General features: G+C 63.5%; 23 protein-coding genes. 8 read left to right on the plus strand and 15 right to left on the minus strand.

The window, feature by feature from the left end; genetic code table 11:
- Position 1: 1 nt before the first annotated feature.
- Positions 2–793, plus strand: a complete 792-nt coding sequence (locus AC1DLO_RS09590; RefSeq protein WP_476889885.1) for an alpha-amylase family glycosyl hydrolase — start codon at positions 2–4, stop codon at positions 791–793.
- Positions 747–1,637 (plus strand): alpha-amylase family glycosyl hydrolase, encoded by an 891-nt coding sequence (locus tag AC1DLO_RS09595; protein ID WP_476889884.1) that lies wholly within the window; start codon positions 747–749, stop codon positions 1,635–1,637. The genes AC1DLO_RS09590 and AC1DLO_RS09595 overlap by 47 nt, the downstream gene beginning before the upstream one ends.
- 24 nt (positions 1,638–1,661) lie before the next feature.
- On the opposite strand, the gene AC1DLO_RS09600 is transcribed toward AC1DLO_RS09595, so the two are convergent.
- Both AC1DLO_RS09600 and AC1DLO_RS09605 read right to left on the minus strand, forming a co-directional pair.
- On the minus strand, positions 1,662–2,111 hold the full coding sequence (locus AC1DLO_RS09600) for a VOC family protein (RefSeq protein ID WP_476914474.1): 450 nt from the start codon (positions 2,109–2,111) through the stop codon (positions 1,662–1,664).
- On the minus strand, positions 2,102–2,491 hold the full coding sequence (locus tag AC1DLO_RS09605; RefSeq protein ID WP_184735461.1) for a hypothetical protein: 390 nt from the start codon (positions 2,489–2,491) through the stop codon (positions 2,102–2,104). Before AC1DLO_RS09605 ends, AC1DLO_RS09600 begins: the two co-directional genes overlap by 10 nt.
- 205 nt (positions 2,492–2,696) lie before the next feature.
- Between AC1DLO_RS09605 and AC1DLO_RS09610 the strand changes: the two genes are divergently transcribed.
- Entirely contained in the window at positions 2,697–3,962 is a 1,266-nt protein-coding gene (locus AC1DLO_RS09610) for an MFS transporter (protein WP_476889883.1), read from the plus strand.
- Here AC1DLO_RS09610 and AC1DLO_RS09615 read toward each other — a convergent pair.
- The 3 genes from AC1DLO_RS09615 to trxB form a co-directional block, all read right to left on the minus strand.
- Complete coding sequence (locus AC1DLO_RS09615; protein WP_476889882.1) at positions 3,891–5,138, minus strand: APC family permease; 1,248 nt, start codon at positions 5,136–5,138, stop codon at positions 3,891–3,893. The genes AC1DLO_RS09610 and AC1DLO_RS09615 overlap by 72 nt on opposite strands.
- Positions 5,139–5,224: 86 nt before the next feature.
- On the minus strand, positions 5,225–6,475 hold the full coding sequence (locus AC1DLO_RS09620) for an Nramp family divalent metal transporter (protein WP_184735457.1): 1,251 nt from the start codon (positions 6,473–6,475) through the stop codon (positions 5,225–5,227).
- A gap of 113 nt (positions 6,476–6,588) precedes the next feature.
- A complete protein-coding gene (gene trxB, locus AC1DLO_RS09625; protein ID WP_476889881.1) occupies positions 6,589–7,566 on the minus strand; it encodes a thioredoxin-disulfide reductase in 978 nt (325 codons plus the stop codon).
- A gap of 66 nt (positions 7,567–7,632) precedes the next feature.
- Here trxB and AC1DLO_RS09630 point away from each other — a divergent pair, with 66 nt between their 5' ends.
- Positions 7,633–8,151: an N-acetyltransferase family protein gene (locus tag AC1DLO_RS09630; protein WP_476889880.1), complete on the plus strand. Its 519-nt coding sequence runs from the start codon at positions 7,633–7,635 to the stop codon at positions 8,149–8,151.
- 8 nt (positions 8,152–8,159) lie between these two features.
- Here the strand turns inward: AC1DLO_RS09630 and AC1DLO_RS09635 are convergent, their stop codons facing one another.
- The 6 genes from AC1DLO_RS09635 to AC1DLO_RS09660 all read right to left on the minus strand — a co-directional run bounded on the left by AC1DLO_RS09635 (position 8,160) and on the right by AC1DLO_RS09660 (position 15,238).
- Complete coding sequence (locus AC1DLO_RS09635) at positions 8,160–8,756, minus strand: TMEM175 family protein (RefSeq protein WP_476889879.1); 597 nt, start codon at positions 8,754–8,756, stop codon at positions 8,160–8,162.
- On the minus strand, positions 8,753–9,769 hold the full coding sequence (locus AC1DLO_RS09640; protein WP_476889878.1) for a nucleoside hydrolase: 1,017 nt from the start codon (positions 9,767–9,769) through the stop codon (positions 8,753–8,755). Before AC1DLO_RS09640 ends, AC1DLO_RS09635 begins: the two co-directional genes overlap by 4 nt.
- Entirely contained in the window at positions 9,753–10,790 is a 1,038-nt protein-coding gene (locus AC1DLO_RS09645; protein WP_476889877.1) for a LacI family DNA-binding transcriptional regulator, read from the minus strand. The genes AC1DLO_RS09640 and AC1DLO_RS09645 overlap by 17 nt, the downstream gene beginning before the upstream one ends.
- A 47-nt stretch (positions 10,791–10,837) precedes the next feature.
- A complete protein-coding gene (locus AC1DLO_RS09650) occupies positions 10,838–12,199 on the minus strand; it encodes an MFS transporter (protein ID WP_476889876.1) in 1,362 nt (453 codons plus the stop codon).
- A gap of 320 nt (positions 12,200–12,519) precedes the next feature.
- Positions 12,520–13,563: an NAD(P)-dependent alcohol dehydrogenase gene (locus tag AC1DLO_RS09655; protein ID WP_476889875.1), complete on the minus strand. Its 1,044-nt coding sequence runs from the start codon at positions 13,561–13,563 to the stop codon at positions 12,520–12,522.
- A 112-nt stretch (positions 13,564–13,675) separates the two neighbouring features.
- Positions 13,676–15,238 carry a CehA/McbA family metallohydrolase gene (locus AC1DLO_RS09660; protein ID WP_476889874.1) on the minus strand — a complete coding sequence of 521 codons (1,563 nt, stop codon included), beginning with the start codon at positions 15,236–15,238 and terminating at the stop codon, positions 13,676–13,678.
- 215 nt (positions 15,239–15,453) lie between these two features.
- Here AC1DLO_RS09660 and AC1DLO_RS09665 point away from each other — a divergent pair, with 215 nt between their 5' ends.
- Entirely contained in the window at positions 15,454–15,714 is a 261-nt protein-coding gene (locus tag AC1DLO_RS09665) for a hypothetical protein (RefSeq protein WP_184735450.1), read from the plus strand.
- 74 nt (positions 15,715–15,788) lie between these two features.
- On the opposite strand, the gene AC1DLO_RS09670 is transcribed toward AC1DLO_RS09665, so the two are convergent.
- From AC1DLO_RS09670 to AC1DLO_RS09685, 4 genes are all read right to left on the minus strand, one after another.
- Positions 15,789–16,394, minus strand: coding sequence for a DUF305 domain-containing protein (locus tag AC1DLO_RS09670; protein ID WP_476889873.1), 606 nt, complete (start codon positions 16,392–16,394; stop codon positions 15,789–15,791).
- Between the two features lie 135 nt (positions 16,395–16,529).
- Positions 16,530–16,991 carry a hypothetical protein gene (locus tag AC1DLO_RS09675; RefSeq protein ID WP_476889872.1) on the minus strand — a complete coding sequence of 154 codons (462 nt, stop codon included), beginning with the start codon at positions 16,989–16,991 and terminating at the stop codon, positions 16,530–16,532.
- A gap of 112 nt (positions 16,992–17,103) precedes the next feature.
- Complete coding sequence (locus AC1DLO_RS09680) at positions 17,104–17,874, minus strand: slipin family protein (RefSeq protein WP_476889980.1); 771 nt, start codon at positions 17,872–17,874, stop codon at positions 17,104–17,106.
- A 206-nt stretch (positions 17,875–18,080) separates the two neighbouring features.
- Complete coding sequence (locus tag AC1DLO_RS09685; RefSeq protein ID WP_476889871.1) at positions 18,081–18,266, minus strand: hypothetical protein; 186 nt, start codon at positions 18,264–18,266, stop codon at positions 18,081–18,083.
- A 98-nt stretch (positions 18,267–18,364) separates the two neighbouring features.
- On the opposite strand from AC1DLO_RS09685, the gene hrpB reads away from it, so the two are divergent.
- The 3 genes from hrpB to AC1DLO_RS09700 all read left to right on the plus strand — a co-directional run bounded on the left by hrpB (position 18,365) and on the right by AC1DLO_RS09700 (position 24,187).
- Positions 18,365–21,070, plus strand: coding sequence for an ATP-dependent helicase HrpB (gene hrpB, locus AC1DLO_RS09690; RefSeq protein WP_476889870.1), 2,706 nt, complete (start codon positions 18,365–18,367; stop codon positions 21,068–21,070).
- A gap of 69 nt (positions 21,071–21,139) precedes the next feature.
- Entirely contained in the window at positions 21,140–21,892 is a 753-nt protein-coding gene (locus AC1DLO_RS09695; RefSeq protein WP_476889979.1) for a M50 family metallopeptidase, read from the plus strand.
- A gap of 117 nt (positions 21,893–22,009) precedes the next feature.
- The gene (locus AC1DLO_RS09700) at positions 22,010–24,187 is read left to right on the plus strand and encodes an elongation factor G-like protein EF-G2 (RefSeq protein ID WP_476889869.1); all 2,178 of its coding nucleotides are present in this window, start codon (positions 22,010–22,012) and stop codon (positions 24,185–24,187) included.
- Positions 24,188–24,194 lie beyond the last annotated feature (7 nt).

A 24,194-nucleotide genomic window follows, 5' to 3' on the forward strand; every position in this document is an offset into this window, starting at 1 on the left:
TATGGCAGCGAACGATTGGCTCCGGGACAGTGTGATCTACCAGATTTTCATGCCGTCCTTCGCCGACGGCAACGGGGACGGGATCGGCGACCTCAAGGGCGCTATGGCGCACCTGGACCACCTTGAATGGCTCGGCGTGGACGTCATCTGGTTTAACCCGTGCTTCGTCTCTCCGTTCCGGGACGCCGGGTACGACGTCGCGGACTATCTCTCGATTGCCCCGCGGTACGGCAGTAACGAGGATATGGTCGCCTTCATTGGCGAAGCCAAGCGCAGGGGGATCCGCGTGCTGCTCGACCTGGTCGCCGGCCATACTTCGGTGGAGCATCCGTGGTTCCAAGCGTCGGCCAACGACCCGGAGGACAGTCGCTATGTCTGGTCGGACCGGCCCGGACCGGGATTCGTGCCTTCGCCCGGGACACGAGCGGGATACTACTTGAAGAACTTCTTCGACGAACAGCCGGCCCTGAACTTCGGGTACGCGCGCATGGCCGCAGATGAGCCGTGGAGGCAAGGCGTCGATGCGCCAGGCCCGCAGGCCAGCCGCGAAGCTCTGCGCCACATCATGGCCTACTGGCTCGATCGTGGCGTCGCCGGGTTCCGCGTTGATATGGCCTACTCGCTTGTCAAAGACGATGCGGACTTCTCCGCCACGGTGGCACTGGGCAGAGCTTCGCCACTGGATCGAAGTCCGATATCCGGACGCTGTCCTCATCCCCGAGAACGACCACCGCCTTGCGCCCGGAATGGGTGCGCGCGCCGGCTTCGACGCCGATTTCTTCCTGGTGATTGAACAGGCCCACAGCCTCCTATTCAACAACGGCGGCGCCGGGGTTCTCGCGACCCTGCCCGACCACGGTGCATGCTACTTCGACGCCAGCGCTTCCGACCCCGACCAGACGCTTGGCGCGTTCCTGCAGAAGTGGCACGAGCACCAGGGCGGCTCGGGAAGGAACCGCCTGGTGATCCTCCCCACCGCGGACCATGACTTTTCCCGCCTTGCAACACTCCCGCGCACGGCCGAGCAACTCGGCGCCGCGTTCGCGTTCCTTCTCACCTGGGGCTCTATTCCGTCGATCTATTATGGCGACGAGATCGGCATGCGCTACCTGACGGGCCTGCCCGACCACGAGGGGAGTATCTGGAGCCCCGGGTTCAACCGGGCGGGATGCCGTACGCCCATGCAGTGGGACAACTCCCTGCCCAACGCGGGATTCTCAAGCGCCCGGAGCGATCACCTTTATCTGCCTCAAGACACGGACCCGGGAAGACCTGCCGTCGCGTCCCAGCGGGAGGACGTGGATTCGCCCCTGAACCGTGTCCATAGGCTCATCCAGCTCCGCCGCGCGACACCCGAGCTGCGGACCGAAGCCGAGACCACCGTCCTGGCCGCTGGCTACCCGTTCGTCTTCCTGCGAGGCGAAAGCCACGTGGTGGTCGTCAACCCCGCAGGAACGCCGCAAATGGTGGATATCCCAGCCCTCCAGGGATCGGCCCTACGCCCGCTCGAAACCAGCGGTGTTCGGGCCGAAAACGGTCAGGTACTAGCTGAGGCCTTCGGCTACGGCGTCTTCGTGCTCGAACCTGCAGGCAGCGAACCCGCTCCAAGCACCCATGAGGAGACGTCCCATGAATGAGGCCCGGGCAAGCTCCGAGCAGGCTCAGACGGTGACCTTGCCGCCGTCGTCGACCGTCCACGTCGGGTTGCAAGCGATCTCCCAGCGGAAACCGTCGGGGTCCGCGAAGTACCCCGTATAGCCTCCCCAGGGTTGGGGCTTTGGGGGAGCGACAACGACGGCGCCCGCGGCTTGCGCTTCGGACATCGTCCGGTCGACGTCCGCGGGGCTGGAGACGTTGTGGCTCAGCGTGATGCATGGGACCCCCGACGGCGGATCGACGGAAGCTTCATCCTGCATCTGTTCCACATTCCAGAGGGACAACATCAGCCCGTGGTTGACCTGAAGGAACAGGACGTCGCCCGAAAACTCGGCGTGGACCGGCCAGCCAAGGCCGTCGACATAGAAACGGCGCGACGCATCGACAAGCGCAGGCCGAAGAGATGAAATCGACGCGCGGTTCCATAGGACCGTAAGTAGCGGTCCTAGAGCGATTCTTCGACGGCGACGCCGGACTGGAACTCGCGGCCGTCGGCTTCACTGAAAGCGGTCATCACGTGCCCCTTGCCAAGACCATTGATTGCCGAGAGAGGGAAATGGCCCGTGATGGTGTTTCCCGAGTGCTCAACGCCCTTGAGGTCGTAGTTCTCCTCGGCGCTTTGGTCGTGGTTAAAGGAGAAGAAGGCGATCGCCTCCCCGTTCATGAACTCGATGCCCAGTCTTCGTTGAGAGGAATAGTCCGGAGTCGCCGCGACCAGGCCCACAACAAAGGCGCCGGAACCAGGGATGTTGCCCTCGATCTCGAACTTCGCCACGAGCGTGGCTTCCGTGGCGGTGATGCTGGCCTGCTTCAGAAGTGCCTCATGGATGCTCATGGCTCAATCCTGCTCTGTGCGACTCCCGCCGTCCACCCCTGATCCGGGTTTTGTCAGAGCTTTGCCGTCGGCGGGATCTGATCGGACCTACGGCCAAAATCCTTCCTGACCAGCCGGGAGACTTGCTGATACAGGTACCGGCAGTGCCTCCCTTGCCAGCCGGAAGGCTTCTAGCGTTGGGGACGTGGAGATCCAGAATGAAAGCATGAAGCGTTTGCTCGTCCCGTCTGCAGCGCTGTTGTGGGGGTTCCAGTTCGCCTTCCTTAACCCCGCGCTGGCACTCCTGCTGGTGGCCCTGTTCAACGCCACCCCCGCGGAGGTGGGCTTGGCTCTTGCCGTCTACAACGCCAGCGGCTTCGTCGCTTCCCTTGTCGTGCCGGCGTATGCAGATCGTGCGAACGACTACCTGCGGCCCATGTTGGCCTGTGGCGTTCTGACCCTGGCCTTGTCCGCCGTCTTGGCGGTGAGCACTTCGCTGCCAGTCGCCGTCGTGGGCTTGATCGTCCTTGGCGGTCCGGCAGGGGTAGGCAGTTCGCTCTTGTTCGCCCATCTCAGGCACTCAGGCGCTGGCACGTCGGATGTGGTGAACACCCGGGCGATCGTCTCCTTCGCCTGGGTGGCAGGGCCGCCTCTGGCGACGTTCATCATGGGTGCGCTGGGCAACCGAGCCATCCTGCTCGCCCTCGGGGCGGTTGCAGCCCTCAATGTCGCAACGACCGCGGCCATGATTTCCCGGAGGCGGGCCGCTCCGGCTGGGGCCCGCCCCGAGGAAGACGACCCTGACGACGGGCAAGTTTTCCCCAAAATGGGGGTCGCCGCCGTCGTCCTGGGCTTTATTGCTTTGCAGGCCACCAACAGTGCCGCGGTGTCCATCATGGGCTTGTTCGTAACGCAGGGGCTTGGCGTGGATGTGATCTGGGCGGGCATCGCGCTCGGCGTCTCGGCCGCGCTTGAGATCCCTGCGCTCTTCCTGATCGGGCGGCTGGCACGCCGCTACACCAGCCGGGCGCTCATCGCCTCCGGATGCGCGGCCGGGATCGCCTACTACGCCGCGATGGCGTTTGTCTCCAACCCTGTCACCCTGATTGCGCTCCAAGCCCTGAACGCCTGGTTCTTTGGGATTGTGGCGGGGGTGGGACTGACGCTGTTCCAGCGGCTGATTCCGCGCCCGGGCCTGGCTTCCGGCCTCTACACCAACACCCGGCGGGTTGGCGCTATCGTCTCAGGTCCAATCATCGTTTTCGGTTCGACGACGGCACTCGGCTACCACGGCGTCTTCGCGGCGTGCGCGGCCCTCACTGTCTTGGCCCTGCTTGTCATCGTGTTGGCCGGCGGCCCGCACGTCACATGCCGCCGAAGGAACGCATCGCTGCCACTGTGCCCACCAGTGGTCGGGACCCTATCGATTCAGCCTGACCAGGCGCAGGCCAATGCCTATTGCGAACATGAGGACTCCCAGTACAGCCGATAGCGGAGGGAGCGTAGCCACCAGAACCACGCAGGCCAAGGCCCCGAAGACTTGGAGTGCTTTGGGATAGCGGCGGTCTGCGGCCGGCTGGGTGAACGCCGCAATATTGGCAACCAAATAGTAGATGAGGACGCCGAACGAGGAGAAGCCGATCGCATTGCGCACATCGGCGACGGCGACAATCACGCAGATCACTGCGGCCAGCGCGACTTCCGCCCTATGCGGGACGCGATAGCGCGGATGGACGGCGGCGAGCCAATGCGGCAGATCATGGTGCCGGGCCATGGCCAGGGTGGTCCGACCCAATCCGGCGATGAGTGCCAGCAAGGCGCCCAGGGCGGCGACGGCGGCTCCCACGCGGACCACGGGGACGGCCCAAGACAAGGTCCCGTTTCCGACAGCGGCGTCGAGCGGTGTTGGTGTGCCTGCCACGCCGTCCGGACCGAGGGCCGCAAGAAGGGTCACCGCAATGACAGCGTAGAGGATGACCGTGATGCCCAATGCGATCCCGATGGCGCGCGGGATCGAGCGTAGGGGGTCGCGGACTTCCTCTCCCATGGTCGCGATCCTCGCGTAGCCGGCGAAGGCGAAGAACAGCAACCCTGCGGATTGAAGGATCCCGTACCAGCCATGTGCCAGCAAACCGTCCCCGGAGATGTTGGCTGGCGAGGGAGCAGAGCCGCCCCAGCAGGCTGCCACGGCAATGGCGAGAGCCGCCAGCACTCCGAGAACCAGGATGCGGGTCAGGCCGGCCGTGCGCGTCACCCCGTGATAGTTCACGGCGGCGAGGACGACGACGGCGGCGATCGCCACGGGACGTTCCCACCCCGCTGGGGCGGCATAGGCAGCGAAGGTCATTGCCATGGCCGCGGCACTGGCGGTTTTACCGATCACGAAGCCCCACCCGGCCAAGTATCCGGACCACGGTCCAAGCTGTTCGCGACCGTAAATGTAGGTTCCGCCCGATGTGGGAAATGCGGCGGCGAGCTGGGCGGAAGACGTCGCGTTGCAGAATGCCACAGCGGCCGCGACTGCTAGCCCAATCAGCAGTCCTGATCCTGCGGCGGAAGCGGCCGGGGTGAAGGCTGCGAACACGCCGGCGCCAATCATGGAGCCCAGCCCGATCACCACCGCATCAAAGGTACCCAGCCGACGGGCGAGGGCCGGGGTGTTGCTCATGGAGATTCTCCTTCAGCGCTCAGACCCAGCCTAAGTCCTGGGGTCCTCTCCGAAGTGCGTGGCGTGTTCGGGGCTGCCTGGAGCGCCTAGGACTTCCCCGTGATTGTCAGGACGATGAGGACACAGTTGAGGCCGACAATGAGTGCCGCGCTGGTCCACCCTGCAATCTTCAATGCCGTTGAATCCGTGTGGATGCCCATGACCTCGCGCTTTCCCGTGAGCCGGATCAACGGAATCAAGGCGAAAGGAATGCCGAAGCTGAGCAGGACCTGGCTCAAGACGAGTGCCAAGGTGGGTTCTATTCCCGCTCCGAGAATGATCAAGGCCGGGATCAATGTGACCACCCGGCGGATCAGGAGTGGCACACGGATTTTGAGGAGGCCGCCCATGACCGTTGCTCCTGCGTAGCATCCAACGGACGTTGAGGCCAGGCCCGAGGCCAGCAGGCCGACGCCGAAGGCTACGCCGATAATTGGACCAAGTGCCGAAGTGACTGCGGCATGTGCCCCTGCGATGGTGTCCGTACCTTCGACTCCCCGCAGGCTGGAGGCGGCCAGAAGGAGCATGGCAATGTTCACAACCCCGGCCAGCATCAATGCGCCTGCGACATCCACCCGGGTTGCCCTGATGAGTTTTGTCCGCACTGCCGGATCTTCCGAGAAGCCGTGCCTGTCACGGGCCAGGGCCGAATGCAGGTAGATGGCGTGCGGCATGACGGTGGCGCCGAGCATGCTTGCAGCGAGGAGAACGGTGTCCGTGCCTTCGAAACGCGGCACCAATCCTGCCAAGACGCCTCCGGTCTCCGGCGGACTGACGAAAAGCCCCGAAACGAAACCGACCGCGATGACTGCCAAAAGCATCATGATGGCATATTCGAAGGATTTTTGGCCCCGCGATGATTGCAGGGCCAGGAGCATCATGGATGCCAGCCCGATAATGATCCCGCCCATGAGGAGCGGCAGTCCGAAGAGGAGGTTGAGGGCGACGGCTCCACCGATGACTTCAGCCATGTCTGTGGCCCCGGCAACGACTTCTGCCTGGACCCAATACAGCCTGCGGCGGTGTGTTCCCAATCGCTTTCCGAGAAGTTCGGGAAGGCTGTGGCCCGTGGCGAGGCCGAGTTTCGCCGACTGGTATTGCACCAGGACAGCCATGATGTTTGCCGCAACCAAGACCCAGACGAGCAAATAGCCGTAGTTCGCCCCTGCGGTCAGATTTGCCGCGACGTTTCCCGGATCCACGTAGGCGATCGCCGCGACGAAAGCAGGCCCCAACAAAAGGAGCCGGGACCGCCACCGGGGCTTGCTCTCCGGTTGCACCGCAATAGTGGTAGCCATGGGTTCCTCAACATCGGGGATACGAACATGTTGAGGATACCGTTAAGTTAGGCATACCGAAAAGTAGTTTTTAGGGGAGACTTGATAAACGCTCTCTGCCCAGCAGGGTGAGTTCACGCGTGGGTAGGTTCTTCGACCAAAGCGGTGGCGATGCTGTCAGCATCCTCCAGTGCGGCGAGGTACCGCTCGGCATCCAAAGCGGCGGCGCAGCCTGTGCCCGCGGCCGTGATGGCTTGGCGGTAGCGGTGGTCTACTGCGTCACCGCACGCGAAGACTCCGGAGAGATTGGTCACGGTGGTGGGGCACTCAACCTTGATATAGCCCTCGGCGTCGAGATCCACCTGACCGGCAACAAGGTCCGTCCGTGGGACATGTCCAATGGCGACGAATATGCCCGTTGCCGCATGTTCCCGCGTTTTACCGGTGCGTGTGTCTGTCAGGGTCACGCCCGTGACCTTGGCGTCACCGTGGATGGCGGTGATGGCCGAGTTCCACGCGAAGCGGATTTTCGGGTTGTCTTTGGCCCGCTGGGCCATGATCCGTGAGGCTCGGAGCTCCTCCCTGCGGACCACCACCGTGACAGTCTTCGCGAACCGGGTCAGGAACGTTGCTTCTTCCATGGCCGAGTCGCCGCCGCCCACTACGACAATCTCCTGCTCGCGGAAGAAGAAGCCGTCGCATGTGGCACACCAAGAGACGCCGTGCCCGCTGAGCTTCTTCTCCTCCGGTAAGCCGAGCTCCTTGTAGGCGGAGCCGGTCGCGAGGATCACGGCCGATGCCTTGTGGGTATCGCCTGCCCCGGTGACCACCCGCTTGAGGTGCCCGGCCAGCTCGACTTCAGTGACGTCGTCGAACACTATCTTGGCGCCGAACCGCTCGGCCTGCTCCTGCAGTCCTTCCATCAGTTCGGGGCCCTGGACGCCGGCGGGGAAGCCGGGGAAATTCTCCACCTCGGTCGTGTTCATCAGCGCGCCGCCGGCGGTGACTGATCCGGCCAGCACCAAGGGGTTCAATCCAGCGCGAGCCGCGTAAATTGCCGCAGTGTAACCGGCAGGGCCGGATCCGATGATGATCAGCTGCTCTTTGCTCATAGACAAGTGCAACAAGGACGAGGACTTCAATCAAGGGCTCGCCAATCCAAAGTGCATAATGGGTGAATGTTTAGCGAAGCCGGAGCCGTCCTGATCCGGCCCATGAGTCCTGAAGATTGGCCCGAGGTACGTGCGATTTTTGCAGAGGGTATTGAGACCGGGCAGGCCACCTTTGAAGCAGCTGTTCCCGAGTGGGAACAATTCAATGCGAGCCGCCTCCCGGATCACCGCTTCGTTGCCGAAGTCTCCGGTCACGTGTTGGGGTGGACGGCCGTTTCCGCGGTGTCGGCGCGCCAGGCTTATGCCGGCGTCGTCGAACACTCCGTCTATGTGGCCGGGTCTGCGCGCGGACGGGGCGTCGGAAGCCTGCTCTTGCAAGCGCTGGCCGCGTCCACGGAAGAAAATGGCATCTGGACCATCCAATCCAGCATTTTCCCCGAAAACCAGGCGAGCATCCGCCTTCACCAAGCGAACGGCTTCACAATAGTTGGCCGGCGTGAACGCATCGCACGTATGAATGCCGGGCCCTTGGCCGGCCAATGGCGGGATACGCTCCTGGTTGAACGCCGTTCACGCCGGGTCTGAAGCGCGGACTACCCCAGTCTGTCTTGGTGAGCGCGGATGACAAAGTGTTCAACCCGTCGGTCCGGAACCAGCCAGATCAATGCCACGACGGTGTAGGCCGCGACGGCGAGCAGTGGATGCAGGAAGCAGAGGCCAAGACCGGCGAGGTAGATGAGCGGCGACGTCTTCCCCTTCCAGTCCCGGCCCAGCGCCTGAGCGAGCGCACCCTGCCTGCCCTGTTGACGGATCAGCCCCTGCTGCAGGATGAAGTAGGCAATGGCGGCACAGAGCAGGTTGAAGCCGTAGGCCAGGACAGGGACCTCTGCGAAGCCCGACTCATCCATCCAACGCGTGCTGAACGGGAAGAGCGATAACCAGAACAACAGGTGCAGATTTGCCCAGAGTATTCCGCCATTGACTCGCTCGGCCAAATGGATCAGGTGGTGGTGATTGTTCCAGTAGATCCCCACGTAGACGAAGCTGAGCAAGTAACTAAGGAACGTGGGAAGGACGCTGAACAAACCATGCCAGGTCGGTTCCGAGGGCACCCGTAGTTCGAGCACCATGATGGTGATGACAATGGCGAGGACTCCGTCACTGAATGCCTCAAGCCGGTTCTTGTTCATCTGGCGTAGTCCTTGATTGCAGAGATAAGAGTTTTGACCAGTTTCGTATTGTCCACCTGAGTCAGAACATTGACTGATTTGGCGCCAGTTGTGTCGACGCCCACAGTGGTCCGCACAGTGTCGCGTACCCAGCGAATGCTTCGACCGCGGGTCAGGGTGCCGCTCAATTCAACATCGACCATGTATTCTCTGCTGCGCGCAATGGATCGGTCAAGCAGGATTGCGACAGCCAAGGGGTCATGGAGCCAGCAGCCGGGTATGCGGCGTGTTCTTGAGGAGTATTTCAGCCACGCCCGAGTCCAAGGAAGAATGCACCGGGCAAGATCGTTGTCGATGTTTTCCAATTCCGCCAAATCGTCAAGCGTAAGCATGGTCTGTTCCGAGGCATCGAGGGGGACCAGGGTGATCGGAGCCCCGCTCCTGAGGACAATGCGGGCAGCCTCGGGGTCTACCCCGAAATTGGTGTCTTTCAGGGTGCCGTCGATGTTGAACGAGCCTCCCATGATGATGATCTCCGCCACGGCGCCCGCCAGTTGTGGGTAGAGGAGCATAGCTTGGGCGAGGTTGGTCAGCGGACCGATGGCAACAATCGTGACATTACCGGGGTCTGCGAGGACGAGCTTGGCGATCTGCAGAGCGGCGGGGTCGGTTGCTTCTGGTTCGAAGTCGCGAACTCGCGGGACGCCATCCCACAGGACCGCGAGCGAAGGGTCGCTGATGGAGGCGTCGAGGAATGACCTCCATGGGCCATCCGGTTCCTGGAGTGCACGTTCGGCGCCGCAATGGACGGGTATCCGGAGTCCAAGGTCTTCCATCATGGTGCGAGCCACTGAATATCCGGTGCGGCTCGAGGTGTTGCCTGAAACGGTGGTGATGGCCGCCAGTTCTATCCGATCTTCGGCGGCAATTGCGAGTGCAAGCGCCAGTCCGTCGTCGACGTTGGCGCCGGGAATGCCATTCCCTGGATCACAGTCCACGATGACGCGTGTCCGTCTGCTATAGGTCTCTGTCAAAAGTGCTTCTTTCGTAGTCGCATCCGCAGGATGCTCGTCTCTGCAGATGGAAGTGGCACTCGGTAGATTGCCCCGTGAAAGGGCCGGACCGTAGAAGTAGCTTGATGGAAGCCTTGGCGACGGTTTCAATGGGTTGTTCGATGGCCGTCAATGTGGGCGTACTAAATGCAGAGTTGATCGTGCCGTTGAAGCAAACAACTGCCAAGTCCTGGGGAATGCGTACACGGGCTTCGGCCGCGGCCGCAAGCAAACCGAGGGCCTGGAGTTCGTTGGAAACGAAAACGGCATCTGGTTGGACTGCTCCGGAAAACATTCTCCGTGCGGCGATATATCCTCCGCCCCTGGTGTAGTCGGCTTCGAAGCAGAGAGCATCGGAAACGATGGTGTCGCTCAATTCCAGCGCTCGCCTCCAGCCACTAATGCGGTCCTGGGAGTTCAGGTTCTTACGTGGCCCTGAAATGATGCCAACAGACTTCCTGCCGTGATCAAGCAAATGCTTGGTGGCTTCGAAGGCTGCCTCGGCCTCGTTGATGAAAACCGAGGCAGCCTCCGAGCCCGCAGGTGCTTTGTCGAGGACGACGACGGGGACGCCCGCGGCATGGGCATCGCGCAGGTCTACATCCCTGTCGACGCCATACCAAATAATGCCGTCAACCCGGCGTTCGATGAAGGTCCGCAGGATTTCACGTTCGCGTTCCTTGTTGTTGTTGGAATCGCCAAGCAGCAGCACTCTGCCGGTGGAGAACATTTCCTGCTGTAGAGCATGAGCCAGGGCCGCCAGGAAGGGGTTGCGGATGTTCGGGACGATCAAGCCATACGTTTTCGTCGAACCCGCAGCCAAGGACCGAGCGATGGTGTTTGGCCGGTAGCCCGTTTCCGCAATAGCGTCCAGGACCTTCTGCCTGGTCGAGCTGGAAACCGGGCGGGGTCCGTTGTTGACCACATAACTTACTACCGCTTCGGATGTTCCGGCTGCAAGCGCAACTTCTCTTCGGGTTACCTTGCCCATATCTCGTCCCATGGTGCCTATCTGTTTCATGTCCCTCCGGCGGTTACTCTAGCAACTGCTCAGACGGCGTCCGCGAACTCATTGAGGTCGCGGCCCTTGGTTTCAGGTGCATAAAAGGTTGTGACTAAGCCGATTCCGGCCATGAGGATGAAATACGCTGCGATTGGCCACCAGTGCCCGATCCCTGCCAGCAAGGCGGCTGCCACCAATGGGGCCGTGCCGCCCGAGACGATGGAGCCGAGTTCCTTGGCCAGGGCCATCTGGGAGTAACGGTGGTTGGCCCCGAACAATTCAACACCGTAAGCGGCCTGCACGCCGAAAATTCCCAACGATGCCAGGCACATGCCCACGATGATGACGCCCATGACGATGGCCGGATCGCGTGTATCCAACAACGCAAAGGCGGGCACCGCGTACAGCACCATCAGGAGGCAGAATACGCGGTAGCTGAGCCGCCGGCCGAAACGGTCCGAGAGGAATCCGGCGAGGGGGATGACGCCGAAACCTAGGATGGAGGCAATGAGAACGGCCGACGTCGGAACGGACTTATCGACAAGCAGGACTTTGGCGACGTACCCGATGACAAAGCTTTGGGCAAGGTAGGAGGGGCCGTTCTCCCCGATCCTGAGCCCGACCATGATGAAGAAGGCCTTGTGCCTGGACCAGAAGGAACCCGCTGGCTTGATCCTTGTCTCGGGCAGCGGATTGGCCTGCAAGGTCTCTTGCTGTTTGAGGAACACAGGGCTCTCGGACATGGAGCGGCGGATGATGAGCGCAGCCGCGGTGATGATGAAGCTGCCGATGAACGGAATGCGCCAGCCCCAGGACATCAGGTCCTGCTGGGGAAGCTGGATGATCACGAGCCAAATGGCAGACGCAAGAAGGGTTCCGCTGTTTGAGCCGAGTGCGACGATTGAAGCGACGAGTCCGCGCTGTTTCGCGGGTGCGTATTCGGCGAGCATGACGGCTCCACCGGACAATTCTGCGCCGGCCCCGAAGCCTTGGGCCAAGCGGAGCAGAACCAGCAGGGCCGGGGCCGCGACACCGATTTGGGCATAACCCGGGATGAATCCTATCAATGTTGTCGACAGGCCCATCAGGGCCACCGTCGCCACAAGCACGAACTTCCGTCCACGCCTGTCGCCGAGACGGCCGAAGTAGATGGCTCCGAGAGGCCTGGCAAGGAACCCGACGGCGTACGTGGCGAAGCCGGACAGCAACCCGATGACAGGATCGCTTCCAGGGAAGAAGACGTTGCCGAAGATCAGGCCCGCGGCCAGGCCGTACAGGGCAAAATCCACGTATTCCATGGTTGTTCCGAGCCAGGTGGAGATGGTGGCGGTCCGAAACCGGGAGCGGCCTTCGGGGGTTTGAAAGTGCAGGTCGGGTTCTGAGGATTTTCCAAGATCGACGGTACTCATGGCACGTTCTGGTCCTTTGATGAGGTGGCGGGTGCGAGGTCTACGCGCGTAGAACACCTAGGACGGTAGTTGGCCACCGTGATCAAAAGGGGACCAGTCAGTGAACGTTTGGCAAAGAACGGCGAAAGCCCCCACGAGGCACAGCCACGCGGCCGGAGCCACGGTGCAAGTGCCCCGCAGGGACTTTCGGAAGGGGTGAACCAGATGGGATAAAGCACCTCTATGGCGATGGCGACGCCGTCCAGGCTGTCCGAGACGAGCTGCCCAGAATCTCCTCCGAGCGGCCGCCGCCAAACCGTCGGCGGTGCTGTCCTTCCCGTCTAGCCCAGCGTGGACGTATCGATGACGAAGCGGTACCGCACGTCGGACGCGAGCACGCGCTCGTAGGCGTCGTTGATCTTGTCTGCCGGAATGACCTCGATTTCGGCGCCAAGTCCATGTTCGGCGCAGAAGTCGAGCATTTCCTGGGTCTCACGGATGCCGCCGATCGCAGATCCGGCGAAGGATCGCCGTCCGGTGATGAGCGAGAACACGTTGACCGGGAGCGGCTCTGCCGGTGCGCCCACGTTTACCAGGGCGCCGTCGAGGGTCAACAGCTGAAGGTAGGAGCTGATGTCGATCGGGGCGCTGACGGTGTTGATGATCAGGTCGAAAGTTCCCGCGAGCTCTTCAAACGCCACCGGGTCGCTCGTGGCGAAGTAGTGGTCTGCGCCCAAGCGCAGGCCGTCTTCCATCTTCTTCAGCGACTGGGACAGCACCGTGACTTCGGCGCCCATGGCGTGCGCCAGCTTGACGGCCATATGGCCTAGCCCGCCGAGTCCGACGACGGCGACCCTCTTGCCGGGAGCGGCACCCCAGTGCCGGAGCGGCGAATAGGTGGTGATGCCTGCGCACAACAGGGGAGCGGCGGCGTCGAGCGCTATTCCTTCGGGGATCCGTACGACGAAGTCTTCGGTTACCACGACGTGGGTGGAGTATCCGCCCTGGGTGATGGTGCCATCGCGGTCGACGGCGCCGTAGGTCCCGGTCATGCCTTTGAGGCAGTACTGCTCCTCGCCCTTGCGGCAGTTTTCGCATTCGCCGCAGGAGTTGACCATGCAGCCCACGCCTACCCTGTCGCCGACTTTATGCCGGGTGACTTCGGGGCCGATTTCAGTGACAATTCCGGCGATTTCGTGGCCGGGGGCTAGCGGGTAGGACTGTGGTCCCCAGTCGCCGCGGACTGTGTGGATGTCTGAATGGCAGATGCCTGCGTACTTGATCTCGATCAGCACGTCGTGGGCGCCGACGTCGCGGCGCTCAAGGGTGGTCGGGATGAGGGCTTCGCTCGCGGACGGGGCGGCGTAAGCGTTCACGGTAAGCATGTTTCTCCTGTTGGTGGACGGAGGATTGGCACTATCCATCCAACAGGAGATTTCCGAGGTGAGGGAGTCCCTGCTGGTAGGGGTACTGGCAGGGCCTCCCTCACCGGACCAGTTAGCTGGCGCCGAGGAAAATCGGGTTGGTCAACGCTGCCATGGGGCCAAGCGGGAGGTTCGTTCCCATCTCGGTACCGCTGCCCGAGGTGCCGTCGGTCTTTGGATGCCGGACCTCGACGCGCACGTACGCCGCGAGCTGCGGGGTAGTGAGCCACGTGCTCGTTCCCTGGCCCGCCGCAGGAAGCGTGACCTGCTGGGTTTGCCCTTCGTCCGTGATGAAGCGAACGACGCCGTTCGGCACGCCGGCGATCTTCGCAGTCACCGTGACGGGAGCGTCTGCCGCGACGTTGAGGCGATCACCGACCGTCGCGCTCTTGCCTCCGGATGTCACCGTGAAGTCCACCGAGACGTCAGCCGACTCGGCGATCCAGTTCCGGCCGTTGCGGATGCCGTCCAGCAGGGCATCGCGGGACAAAGACGTGGCGTTGACCACGTTGTGGGGAAAGCCGATGACCTGCGGGACGCTGTGGGCGTCGCTGTTGCCCATGGCTGGGAGCCAGCGGCCACCCGTCCTCGCGAAGTGGGCAAGCATCGAATCCCACGTGTTGACAGAGGACTCGTCGTCCACGGTCCATGGGCCCGTCCACACTTCAACCGCATCGGCGTCGTCATACCCGAACTTCCAACGGCAGGCCACGTACGGGCAGTACGGGTGCGCCGGGACAACAATCCCGCCGGAGGCGTGGATCCGCTGGGCTTCCTTCTCGAATCCCTTGTCGCGGGCCCGGTAGCGCCAGTCGATCCACTCGCCGGGTTCCAAGCCGAGCGCGAGGTAGTGGCCGTTGCGCGTGGTGACTTCCTCACCCGTGAGGATGAGCAGGTCGTTGCCAGCGAGCGGTCCCCAAACTCCGTGCGACGCCGGGGTGTTGTGGTCCGTCGAGATCATGAAGTCGAGACGCGCCGCGCGGGCGCCCGCTGCCACCTCTTCGGGGGTGCGCTTTCCATCGGAGTAGACCGTGTGCAGGTGCGCATCGCCGCGGTACCAGGCTGCGCCGCGGCCGGCGATCTGCTGCGGCGGGTACTGGGGCTTGAAAGGCGTCCCGTCCGGTCCATACTCGAGCGTGACGTTCACGGTGTAGTCGAGGCCCTGTTCGGCCACCTGGTACGGTCCGAGGACAACGTTCCAGGTTCCCTTTCCTACGGGTCCAGGCAGGTAACCGGGTGTCGTCTCGCCGGCGCTGATGCTGAATTCGGTGCGGAAACCGCCCGACCAGCCGCGGAAGCCCTTGCCGGCGAGGTCAGTTCCCTTCTCATCGAAGATTCCGATGTCGCAGGCGTTCCCGAGAAGTCCAGAGGACACTTGGGGCTTGCTGTAGGTGTAGGACACGCTTATTTTATTGACGCCCGCGGGCACCTCGATCGGCAAATACACGAAGTCTGCGGCACCCGGGTCCAGATGGCCGGTGATCGTCTTGGTCTTGCTGGTTCCGGTAGCGGCTGCCGCGAACGAAACCGGCGCGAGAGTCAAAGCTGCGCCCGTCAGTGCAGCGGCCAGAAAGCCGCGCCGGGTAGAGGAGAAAGAGACATTGTCGCCCGAGTGGGCTTTGCATGGTGAAGTCACTCCCTCGATGTTGCCGACAGCTACTGAACAGTAAGCGACGGAACCAAGAACGCCGCATGAAACCACCAGTCCGGGCAAGTGGTGTCCAGTCAATGGGCTGGTCCTGATTTGGCCCTTGCCACGCACGATGCCCGGGCTTACTGTTCTTGGCATGCACCTACGGCTGGGGCGACGGCGCGGACCTTTCCTACGGACCGAAAAGGACGGTGTTTTAGATGTGCGATATTCCGGGTTTGATCAGTCGCCTGGAGGCCCAGGACCTCGCTAGGCTGCGCGAGCTCGGCAGCGAACAGCCGTTGGAACCACAGCTGATAGCTGCCATAGACTCCGCGGCTGGCGGCCCAGGGGAAGGCCGTGGTTATTACGTGGTCAATGGTTCCCTGTACCCGGTCGAAGCCAGGGACTACCACCTCCGGGAAGACGTGGCGGAAGCTGTCTTCGCAGCGGACGACTCTTCCGTAGACGTCACGGCCTGACCAGCACGGATACTGTTACTCCAGCCGAGGGCACCGGTCCACGCCGGGAAGCCCGGGTGGACCGGTGCACTTGACTAGAGGGTCCCCAGGAGTTCGTTCATTTCCTTGATCTCGGCCTCCTGTGCCGAGACGATGTCCTTGCCCAGTTTCAGTGCGTCAGTGTTCTTGCCGTCATTGCTTTCCTGCTGCGCCATGACCACGGCCCCCTGGTGATGGGCGATCATCTGGGTCAGGAACAGTCTGGCTGCTTCGAGGCCTTGGGAAGCCGTGAGCGTCTTCATGTCATCGTCACCCATCATTCCGTCCATCATGTGGTCGCCGGACATCTCAGCGGGCTCGTTCCAGTCTTTGAGCCAGCCCCTCATCTTCTCGATCTCCGGGCCTTGGGCTGCTTTGATCCTCCCAGCGAGTGCGTTCACCGGTGCCGGGATATCCTTCTTCGCGAGCACCATGTCGCTCATCTGAACGGCCTGGGCATGGTGGGGGATCATCATCCGGGCGAACGCCGCGTCCGCAGCATTGTGCTCTCCGGTAATGCCCACCGCCGAACCGGACGACGACGCCGGCGCGCTTCCGTGGTTCATTCCTGGCATGCTGCTGCCTCCGCTTCCGGCAGAGCAGCCAGCGAGGCCGATGGCGGCGGCAAGGGCAGCGGCCGTCATGGTCAAGATTTTCTTCATGGTTTTGGGGTCCTTCTATCAATCAGCCGCACAGAGGTCCGGCTGGGTGGAACGCGCACGGCAAAGCCCGCGTGGGTGGCGCGTCAGGGTGAAGTCGTGTGCAAGGGGCCGCGCGGCTCGATGCGGCGGCGCGTTTTACGTGCGGCTGATGCAGAGATCGCCCGGGGAAGGACTACCCGGACGGTGCGAATAGCCGGCTATGGGAGCGCCTGCCTCGGCGGTGCCCTCATTTGCGTACGGCGGAACGCCAGGCAAAGGTGCGGCGAGCGAGTTATGGCTCGGGGCAGGCACGCAGACGGCGCTCATGGCCGACATCGTGGTACAGGCGCCCGAGCTTGTGCAATGCGAAGTGGGCAGCTGAGCGGATTGCCGGATGGATGCGCCTGGCGGCAGCGATGGATTGCCGGGTAGCACAGCGTGGCCACCGTGGGGGTCGGCTTCCTCGGCATTGATCCCAAGAGCCATGGAGTCGTGCGTGCTGTGGCTGCCGCCCATAACGTGCATCCCGAGGATTCCGGCGATGATCGCCAGGAGCGCGGCAAACAGACCAACACGGCGGAGGAAGGCGCTGGCGCGGCCCCGTAGGGGGTCGGTCATTGTCTTCCTCCTTCCGCGGTTGGCGCCCGGCTCTCAAGCTGTACCGGATGCTCTATTCGTCATCATATTGTCGCCGTACCACGGGTTCAACGAGCGCAGGCGCCGTTCAGTTTCACCCCGCCGCCATAGTCCGTCCTGTCACAGTCGTCCTCTGCGGCTGCGCGGCCTTTGCCGCGGCGGCTTCGCGGGCAAGAAACGCTCCGAGCTCGCCGATCGTGCTCATCAATGGCGCCGGGAAGACCACAGTCGTGTTCTTGTCCACGCCAATCTCCACCATGGACTGCAGGTTGCGCAACTGCAGGGCCAAAGGGTGGGCCATCATGGTGTCGGAGGCCTGGCCCAGCGCTGCGGCGGCGAGGGACTCGCCTTCGGCGGCGATGATCTTGGCGCGCTTCTCACGCTCGGCCTCGGCTTGGCGGGCCATGGCGCGCTTCATGCTCTCCGGCAGCTGGATGTCCTTGAGCTCCACCAGGGTCACCTCGACACCCCATTCCAAGGTCAGTCCATCCAGGATCTGACGAATGTTGGCATTGATGACATCCGTTTCTGCGAGTGTCTCGTCGAGCGTGTGCTGTCCCACCACCTTGCGCAGCGTTGTCTGTGCGATTTGGTCAATCGCAGAGTAGACGTTTTCGATGGCAAGGACGGACTTGATGGCGTCCACCACCCGGAAATAGGCGACAGCGGAAATGTCCAGGCTCACGTTGTCCCGCGTGATGATGCCCTGTGACTGGATGGGCATGGTGACGATCCGCAGCGAGACTTTCCTGAGCCGGTCGACGAACGGAATAATGATCACAAGGCCGGGGGTCCTGAGGCCCTGGATCCTGCCGAGCCTCAACAGGACGCCACGCTCGTACTGGGTGACGATGTGGATGGCCATCGAAAACCAGATGACCAACAAGACAATGAGCACAATGAGAAGAGTGATGGAGTCCGCCGTCATGATTCCTTCGGCTCCGTTCCTGAGCGCTGATGTATACATGGCGGTGATACTTCGGGGTGTCGCAGTGCAGCTGAAACGGGAGCCGAGATGCCGCCGGAATGAAAGGAACGCCCCGTCCGGGACATTCCTTTCACTTTCTTGGGCTAGACCCTTTCGCGGGTCCGGTCGATAACCGGTTCCGGATCGTTGGTGAACTCACGGTGGCGGCGTGGGAAGGCCCAGAACATGAAGTCCTTCACGTCGACCTTGGGCTCAGGACGTTCCTCGGGTTCCTTCGTTTCATCTTTCCTGGTGTCCCGACCGAAATCCTTGTAGTACCCGTAGCACATCACTGACCTCCTTCTAGCGATTGCCCTTTAATCGTCCTCCCGATTCGGCAAGCAGTCCACCTTTCTGGCTCGGTTCCGCATGTATGCACAATGGAGGGGTGAATTCCCCTTTCGTCCCGCGGAACGCCGCGCTCGCCTACCGCCTCTTTGACCTGGACACGATCGGGGCGGGACTCGTTTTCACGGACTCGCTGGATGAACTCGCCGAAGCGCTCGGCGCAAGCGGAGCGGCTGGAACCGCCGTCGTGCAGGCGCCTCCGGGGACCGGAAAGACGACGCTCGTTCCGCCCCTGCTTGCCAACATTGCGACTGGCTCCGTCAACGGGAAAGAACACCCCCGGGTAGTGGTGACCCAGCCACGCCGGGTTGCGGCGCGCTCAGCTGCACGACGCCTCGCCGCCCTCGACGGTAGCAGCCTGGGGGACCGCGTCGGATACACGGTTCGCGGAGAAAACAAGACAAGTCCGGGGACCCTCATCGAATTCGTCACCCCGGGAATCCTCCTGCGGCGGCTGCTTGGGGATCCAGGGATTGAGGGCATCAATGCTGTGGTCCTCGACGAGGTCCACGAACGCGGCCTGGAGACAGAGCTGTTGCTCGGAATGCTCATCGAGGTCCGTGAGTTGCGCGAAGACCTCACACTTGTGGCGATGTCGGCAACTTTGGACGCGCCACGGTTCGCCGAGCTGATTGGGGGCGCCCCTGCCGGTGGAGACGCGTCGGGAGGGCACGACGGCGGCGGGCCGGCTCCCGTCGTCGACTGCCCTTCCGCGCTGCACCCCTTGAAGGTGGACTGGGCGCCAGCGGCTGTGCCGCGCTTCGATGCTCGCGGAGTCGCCCGCGCTTTCCTGGACCATGTGGCGGACACGGCGGCAGCGTCGTACGCCGAAACGCTCGCAACTGATCCGGGCATCGACGCCCTCGTGTTCGTCCCGGGTGCCTGGGAGGTTTCCTACGTCGCGTCACGGCTGCGCGGCCTCCTTGCCGCGGACCTATCGGACGCGGAGGTGCTGGAGCTTCACGGACAGGCAAGCCCGGCAGAACAAGACCGGGCAGTCTCCGGGCGGGAACCCGGCGGACCACCCCGAATCATCGTTTCGACAGCATTGGCGGAGTCCTCCCTGACAGTTCCGGGAGTGCGGCTGGTCGTCGACGCAGGGCTATCCCGCGAGTTGCGGCGCGACTCTACCCGCGGCATGTCCGGCTTGGTCACTGTCTCCTGCTCGCGCGCGTCCGCCGATCAGCGTGCCGGACGTGCGGCCCGCCAGGGGCCGGGACGCGTGGTCCGCTGCTACGAGCAAAAAGCGTATGGTGGCGCACCGGCCCACCCCACACCGGAAATCGCGGCCGCGGACCTGACGGGCGCCGCGCTGGTCCTGGCCTGTTGGGGATCGCCAGGTGGCCGGGGCCTGGCCCTTCCAGACGCGCCGCCCCAAGCAGCCATGGATGATGCGGTGGAAGTGCTCCGGGAACTCGGCGCGATTTCCCCGGACGGACTCGCGACGGACGTGGGAAAGACCCTCGCAAGGATTCCCGCCGATCCGCGCCTGGCCCGCGCACTGCTCGATGGCGCCCCTATCGTCGGGCACCGCGCGGCGGCGGAGGCCGTTGCGCTCGTTGCTGGAGACCATCGTGCCTCTGGAGCTGATCTGGCGCGCCTCTTGGCCTCCCTACGGTCAGGCAAGGACCCCGCGGCCGGACGTTGGGCAGAGGATGTCCGACGCTTGGACGCGATCGCACGCCAGGAGAGCTCCGGCGTCGTACTTTCCCTGCCCGCACCGCCGAGCCTGTCTTCTCCGGCGAGCCCTGCGGAAGCGCTCGGGTTCGTCGTCGCGCTCGCGTTCCCGGACCGAGTGGCGCGCCGCGTTCCGGGCGCAGGCCCTGAGCGCTACCTGTTGACTTCCGGGACCCGCGCCGGGCTACCGGCGGGCAGTCCGTTGGCCGGCCACGATTGGCTCGCAGTGGCCGAAGTGTCCCGCGGGGAGGGCCGGGATGCGGCAGGGACCGGCGCCGTCATCCGCTCCGCCGCGCCCCTCATGGCGGATTCGGCCGAAGCTGCCGCCAGCCATCTCCTGAGCGACACCGTGGAAGCAGAATTCACTCAGGGCCGAGTCACGGCGCGGCAGGAACGGCGACTGGGGGCGATCGTGCTTTCGTCGACACCAGTGCGGCCTTCCGTGGAAGACGGTCGCGCTGCCGTAGCCCGCGCCCTGGCGAAGGACGGCTTGGGGACTATCGGATGGTCGACGACGGCGGATACCCTGCGCCGACGCCTGGCCCTGCTGCACCGGGAATTGGGTGCGCCTTGGCCGGACGTTTCCGAGCAGGCGTTGCTGGACCAGCTGGACAAGTGGCTGGCGCCGGAGCTCGAAGCGTTGGCCGGAGGGGCTGCGACGAACGGGATTAGCCTGGCCGAGCCGTTAATGCGGTTGTTCCCGTGGCCCGAGGCGGTCCATTTTGGTGACTTGGTGCCGGAATGGCTTGAGGTGCCGAGCGGTTCGAGGGTGAGAATCGACTATCCGGACGTGGCGGACGACGGCGGCCGCCCGGTGGTGGCGGTCAAACTGCAGGAATGCTTCGGCTGGGCCGAGACGCCCCGCTTGGTTGGCGGGCGGGTACCGGTACTTTTCCACCTGCTTTCCCCGGGAAGGCGACCGCTGGCTGTGACCGATGACCTGGCTTCCTTTTGGAACGGCCCTTATGCCCAGGTCCGCTCGGAGATGCGCGGACGCTATCCGAAGCATCCTTGGCCCGAAGACCCTTGGACGGCGCCAGCAACGGCCAAGACCAAACGCAGGATGTGACTTCGGCTCCCTGCCCGTTCCAGCAGACTGAAAGGCGCTCACAGGCTTCTTCTTTAGGATGCCACTGTGATGAACATGGAATTGCGTCCCGCTGACCTGGCCAACGACTGGTGGCAGGCCGTCCTGCGGGGATTCACCACGGCAGAGGTCCCGAACCTGGCGACCCCTGTTGTGCTGGGCATCCTGGCCGCTGCCGTCGTACTGAGTATCCCGCGGGCCACGTGGCGCTGGTTTGGCCTCTATGTGACCTTCGTGCATGAACTGGGCCATGCGTTCGCTGCCCTCACGACTGGGCGGGTGGTTCACGGAATCCGCATTGGGCTCGATCACTCCGGCCAACTACTGAGCAGCGGGCGCGGCAAGTTCGGAGCGGCCTGGTCGGGATTCTGGGGCTACCCGAGTCCCGCGGTGGTGGGTGTCGCGCTCATCTGGTCTGTGTCTGCTGGGCGGTCAGGAGCGGCCATGTCCATTGGGGCGTTGGTGCTGCTTGCCGCGCTGATCTTTCTGCGGAACTTCACCGGAATCTTCGTTGCGCTCCTTAGCGCCGCGATTGCCCAACTGGTTGTCATGTTCGCCAGTGCCTCGACGGTCAGCCACGTGGTGTTGGGACTTGGCATAGCCTTGGAAGTAGGCGCCGTGCGGGACTGGTTTAAGGTTGCATCGGTCCACACCCGGCGCCGGGACCGGCTGGCGTCCTCCGACGCCTACATCCTGGCCCGTTCAACCGGGGTGCCGTCCCTGCTGTGGCTCGTGGCGTTCGCGGTAGTCATTGCCTCAAGCGCGGCCTTTTCCGTGCGCGTGGTGTGGGGCATGCTCTCCTAGCGGCGTGCGGGGTTTCGGCGCCGCGAGTTGGCTTTCCTCTTGCCGTGCGCCGGTCCAGGGTGTGGAATCGGTTAGCAAGGGACGCGGGGGATTCGGCTTCTACTCCAGGAGGTGCTCATGTCGGTGAAAGGCTCAGGCAGTGCGACGAAGGCGGCGAACCGGACCAACCCCGATCTTCGGCGCGCAGACGCTTCTTCGGCTCCAGCCGATCGGCCCGAAAACATCCGCAACGTCGTCTTGATTGGCCGCTCGGGCGCCGGAAAGACGATGCTGCTCGAGTCGCTTCTCTATGCCGCCGGCGTCGTATCCCGCATGGGTTCGATCGTCGAAGGCACCACCGTGAGTGACTCGGAAGCTACAGCTATCCACCAGCAACGATCCATCGGACTCTCGGCAGCGCCCCTGGTGTTCGACGACGTCAAAGTGAACCTCCTCGATACCCCGGGCTACGCCGATTTCATGGGCGAGCTGCGTGCGGGGCTGCGTGCGGCGGATGCCGCGTTGTTCGTCGTGTCGGCCGTTGACGGCGTCGACGCGGGGACCACCGCCCTGTGGAGCGAATGCGAGCGGGTCGGCATGCCCCGGGCAGTGGTGATCAGCCGGCTTGATCATCCACGGGCGAACTACGATGCCGTCCTCGCCGAATGCCGCAGATCCTTCGGTGATTCGGTCCTGCCTCTTCACTTGCCGGTCCGCAAGGGTGACACCGTCTCGGGATTGCTCGGGCTTCTTTCGGGCTCAGTGTCGGAGTACACCTCGGGCGATCCGCGCCCCGCAGTGCGTTCCGCGACGGCGGAGGAACTAGGTGGCTCGGACGGTTCCCGCGGTGAGCTTATCGAGGGCATCATCTCCGAGAGTGAGGACGAGACCTTGATGGACCGGTACCTCGGCGGAGAGGAGGTCCCCCTCGGTACCCTCGTGGAGGATTTGGAGACCGCAATCGTCCGCGGAACGTTCTTCCCGGTGCTGGCAACGTCCTCAGTGACCGGCGTCGGCACGGCGGAGCTGCTGGAGGTTCTGACCCGGGCATTTCCGTCGCCGACTGAACGGAGCCTGCCTTCGGTTACTGACTTGGGCGGGACACCCATGGAACCTCTAACGTGCGATCCGGATGGCCCTCTCCTTGGCGAAGTGGTACGGACCACCGTTGACTCGTTCCTGGGGCGCGTGTGCCTTGTCCGGCTTTTCTCGGGGACGCTTCGCGAGGACTCCGCCGTGCACGTGGGCGGGCACGGCCTGGCCGAACGGGGCCATCCAGACCACGACAGCGACGAACGGATCACCCATCTTTACTCCCCGTTGGGGTCCAGCCTCCGGCCGGTGCCGTTCGCGGTGGCCGGGGACATTTGTGCACTGGCGAAGGTAGCGAGCGCCGAGACGGGAGACACCGTTTCCGCCCGGGAGGCTCCGTTGCTCGTGGAGACCTGGGACATGCCGGAGCCTCTCATGCCTGTGGCAATCGAAGCGGCCTCGCATGGCGACGAGGACGCATTGTCCAAGAGCCTGGCCAAGGTCGCGGCAGGTGATCCGACCCTGAGGGTGGAGCGCAACGCTGAAACCCATCAGCTGGTCTTGTGGTGCATGGGAGAAGCGCACGCGGAGGCAGTCCTGGACCGCTTGCGGGAGCAGGGGGTGAAACTGCAAACGGTCGACGTCGTCACCCCGCTCAGGGAGACCTTCGCCGCCCAGGCCGCCGGCCATGGCCGCTATGTCAAGCAATCGGGTGGCCACGGACAATATGCGATTTGCGATATTGAAGTGGAACCCCTTGAACGCGGGGCGGGTTTCGAATTCGTCGACAGGATTGTCGGCGGAGTCATCCCCGGGACTTATGTCGTTTCGGTCGAGAAAGGCGTCCGGGCCCAGATGAACAAAGGGGTGCGGGCGGGTTTCCCGGTGGTCGACATCAGGGTGACCCTGGTGGGTGGCAAGACGCACAGTGTCGATTCCTCGGACGCGGCTTTCCAGGCCGCGGGCGCGTTGGCATTGCGGGAGGCCGCTGCGGCAAGCAACATTCAACTCCTGGAACCGATTTCGGCCGTCACTGTCCTTGTGGCAGACGATCACGTGGGCGCCGTCATGAGCGATTTGTCTTCCCGCCGTGGACGAGTCACCGGAACCACGTCCGTCGGCGGAGAAAGTACGGAGATCAGCGCCGAGGTCCCGGAACAGGAATTGCTGCGCTACGCAATCGTGCTGCGCGGACTGACCGCCGGCAGCGGTCGATTCCGGCGCGAGTACCTGCGGCACGAGCCGTTGCCGCCTGGCATTGCCGTCGCCGCGCCGAAGGGCTAGTAGACGG

The organism is Arthrobacter sp. 01T419 (assembly GCF_056398865.1).

What these genes read in the sequence shown, in the direction of transcription:
- AC1DLO_RS09590 (WP_476889885.1), top strand. Translation starts at nt 2, where the DNA reads ATGGCAGCGAACGATTGGCTCCGGGACAGTGTGATCTACCAGATTTTC.
- AC1DLO_RS09595 (WP_476889884.1), top strand. Translation starts at nt 747, where the DNA reads ATGGGTGCGCGCGCCGGCTTCGACGCCGATTTCTTCCTGGTGATTGAA.
- AC1DLO_RS09605 (WP_184735461.1), bottom strand. Translation starts at nt 2,491, where the DNA reads ATGAGCATCCATGAGGCACTTCTGAAGCAGGCCAGCATCACCGCCACG.
- AC1DLO_RS09610 (WP_476889883.1), top strand. Translation starts at nt 2,697, where the DNA reads ATGAAGCGTTTGCTCGTCCCGTCTGCAGCGCTGTTGTGGGGGTTCCAG.
- AC1DLO_RS09615 (WP_476889882.1), bottom strand. Translation starts at nt 5,138, where the DNA reads ATGAGCAACACCCCGGCCCTCGCCCGTCGGCTGGGTACCTTTGATGCG.
- AC1DLO_RS09620 (WP_184735457.1), bottom strand. Translation starts at nt 6,475, where the DNA reads ATGGCTACCACTATTGCGGTGCAACCGGAGAGCAAGCCCCGGTGGCGG.
- trxB (WP_476889881.1), bottom strand. Translation starts at nt 7,566, where the DNA reads ATGAGCAAAGAGCAGCTGATCATCATCGGATCCGGCCCTGCCGGTTAC.
- AC1DLO_RS09630 (WP_476889880.1), top strand. Translation starts at nt 7,633, where the DNA reads ATGTTTAGCGAAGCCGGAGCCGTCCTGATCCGGCCCATGAGTCCTGAA.
- AC1DLO_RS09635 (WP_476889879.1), bottom strand. Translation starts at nt 8,756, where the DNA reads ATGAACAAGAACCGGCTTGAGGCATTCAGTGACGGAGTCCTCGCCATT.
- AC1DLO_RS09645 (WP_476889877.1), bottom strand. Translation starts at nt 10,790, where the DNA reads ATGGGACGAGATATGGGCAAGGTAACCCGAAGAGAAGTTGCGCTTGCA.
- AC1DLO_RS09650 (WP_476889876.1), bottom strand. Translation starts at nt 12,199, where the DNA reads ATGAGTACCGTCGATCTTGGAAAATCCTCAGAACCCGACCTGCACTTT.
- AC1DLO_RS09655 (WP_476889875.1), bottom strand. Translation starts at nt 13,563, where the DNA reads ATGCTTACCGTGAACGCTTACGCCGCCCCGTCCGCGAGCGAAGCCCTC.
- AC1DLO_RS09665 (WP_184735450.1), top strand. Translation starts at nt 15,454, where the DNA reads ATGTGCGATATTCCGGGTTTGATCAGTCGCCTGGAGGCCCAGGACCTC.
- AC1DLO_RS09670 (WP_476889873.1), bottom strand. Translation starts at nt 16,394, where the DNA reads ATGAAGAAAATCTTGACCATGACGGCCGCTGCCCTTGCCGCCGCCATC.
- AC1DLO_RS09675 (WP_476889872.1), bottom strand. Translation starts at nt 16,991, where the DNA reads ATGACCGACCCCCTACGGGGCCGCGCCAGCGCCTTCCTCCGCCGTGTT.
- AC1DLO_RS09680 (WP_476889980.1), bottom strand. Translation starts at nt 17,874, where the DNA reads ATGGCCATCCACATCGTCACCCAGTACGAGCGTGGCGTCCTGTTGAGG.
- AC1DLO_RS09685 (WP_476889871.1), bottom strand. Translation starts at nt 18,266, where the DNA reads ATGTGCTACGGGTACTACAAGGATTTCGGTCGGGACACCAGGAAAGAT.
- AC1DLO_RS09695 (WP_476889979.1), top strand. Translation starts at nt 21,140, where the DNA reads ATGAACATGGAATTGCGTCCCGCTGACCTGGCCAACGACTGGTGGCAG.
- AC1DLO_RS09700 (WP_476889869.1), top strand. Translation starts at nt 22,010, where the DNA reads ATGTCGGTGAAAGGCTCAGGCAGTGCGACGAAGGCGGCGAACCGGACC.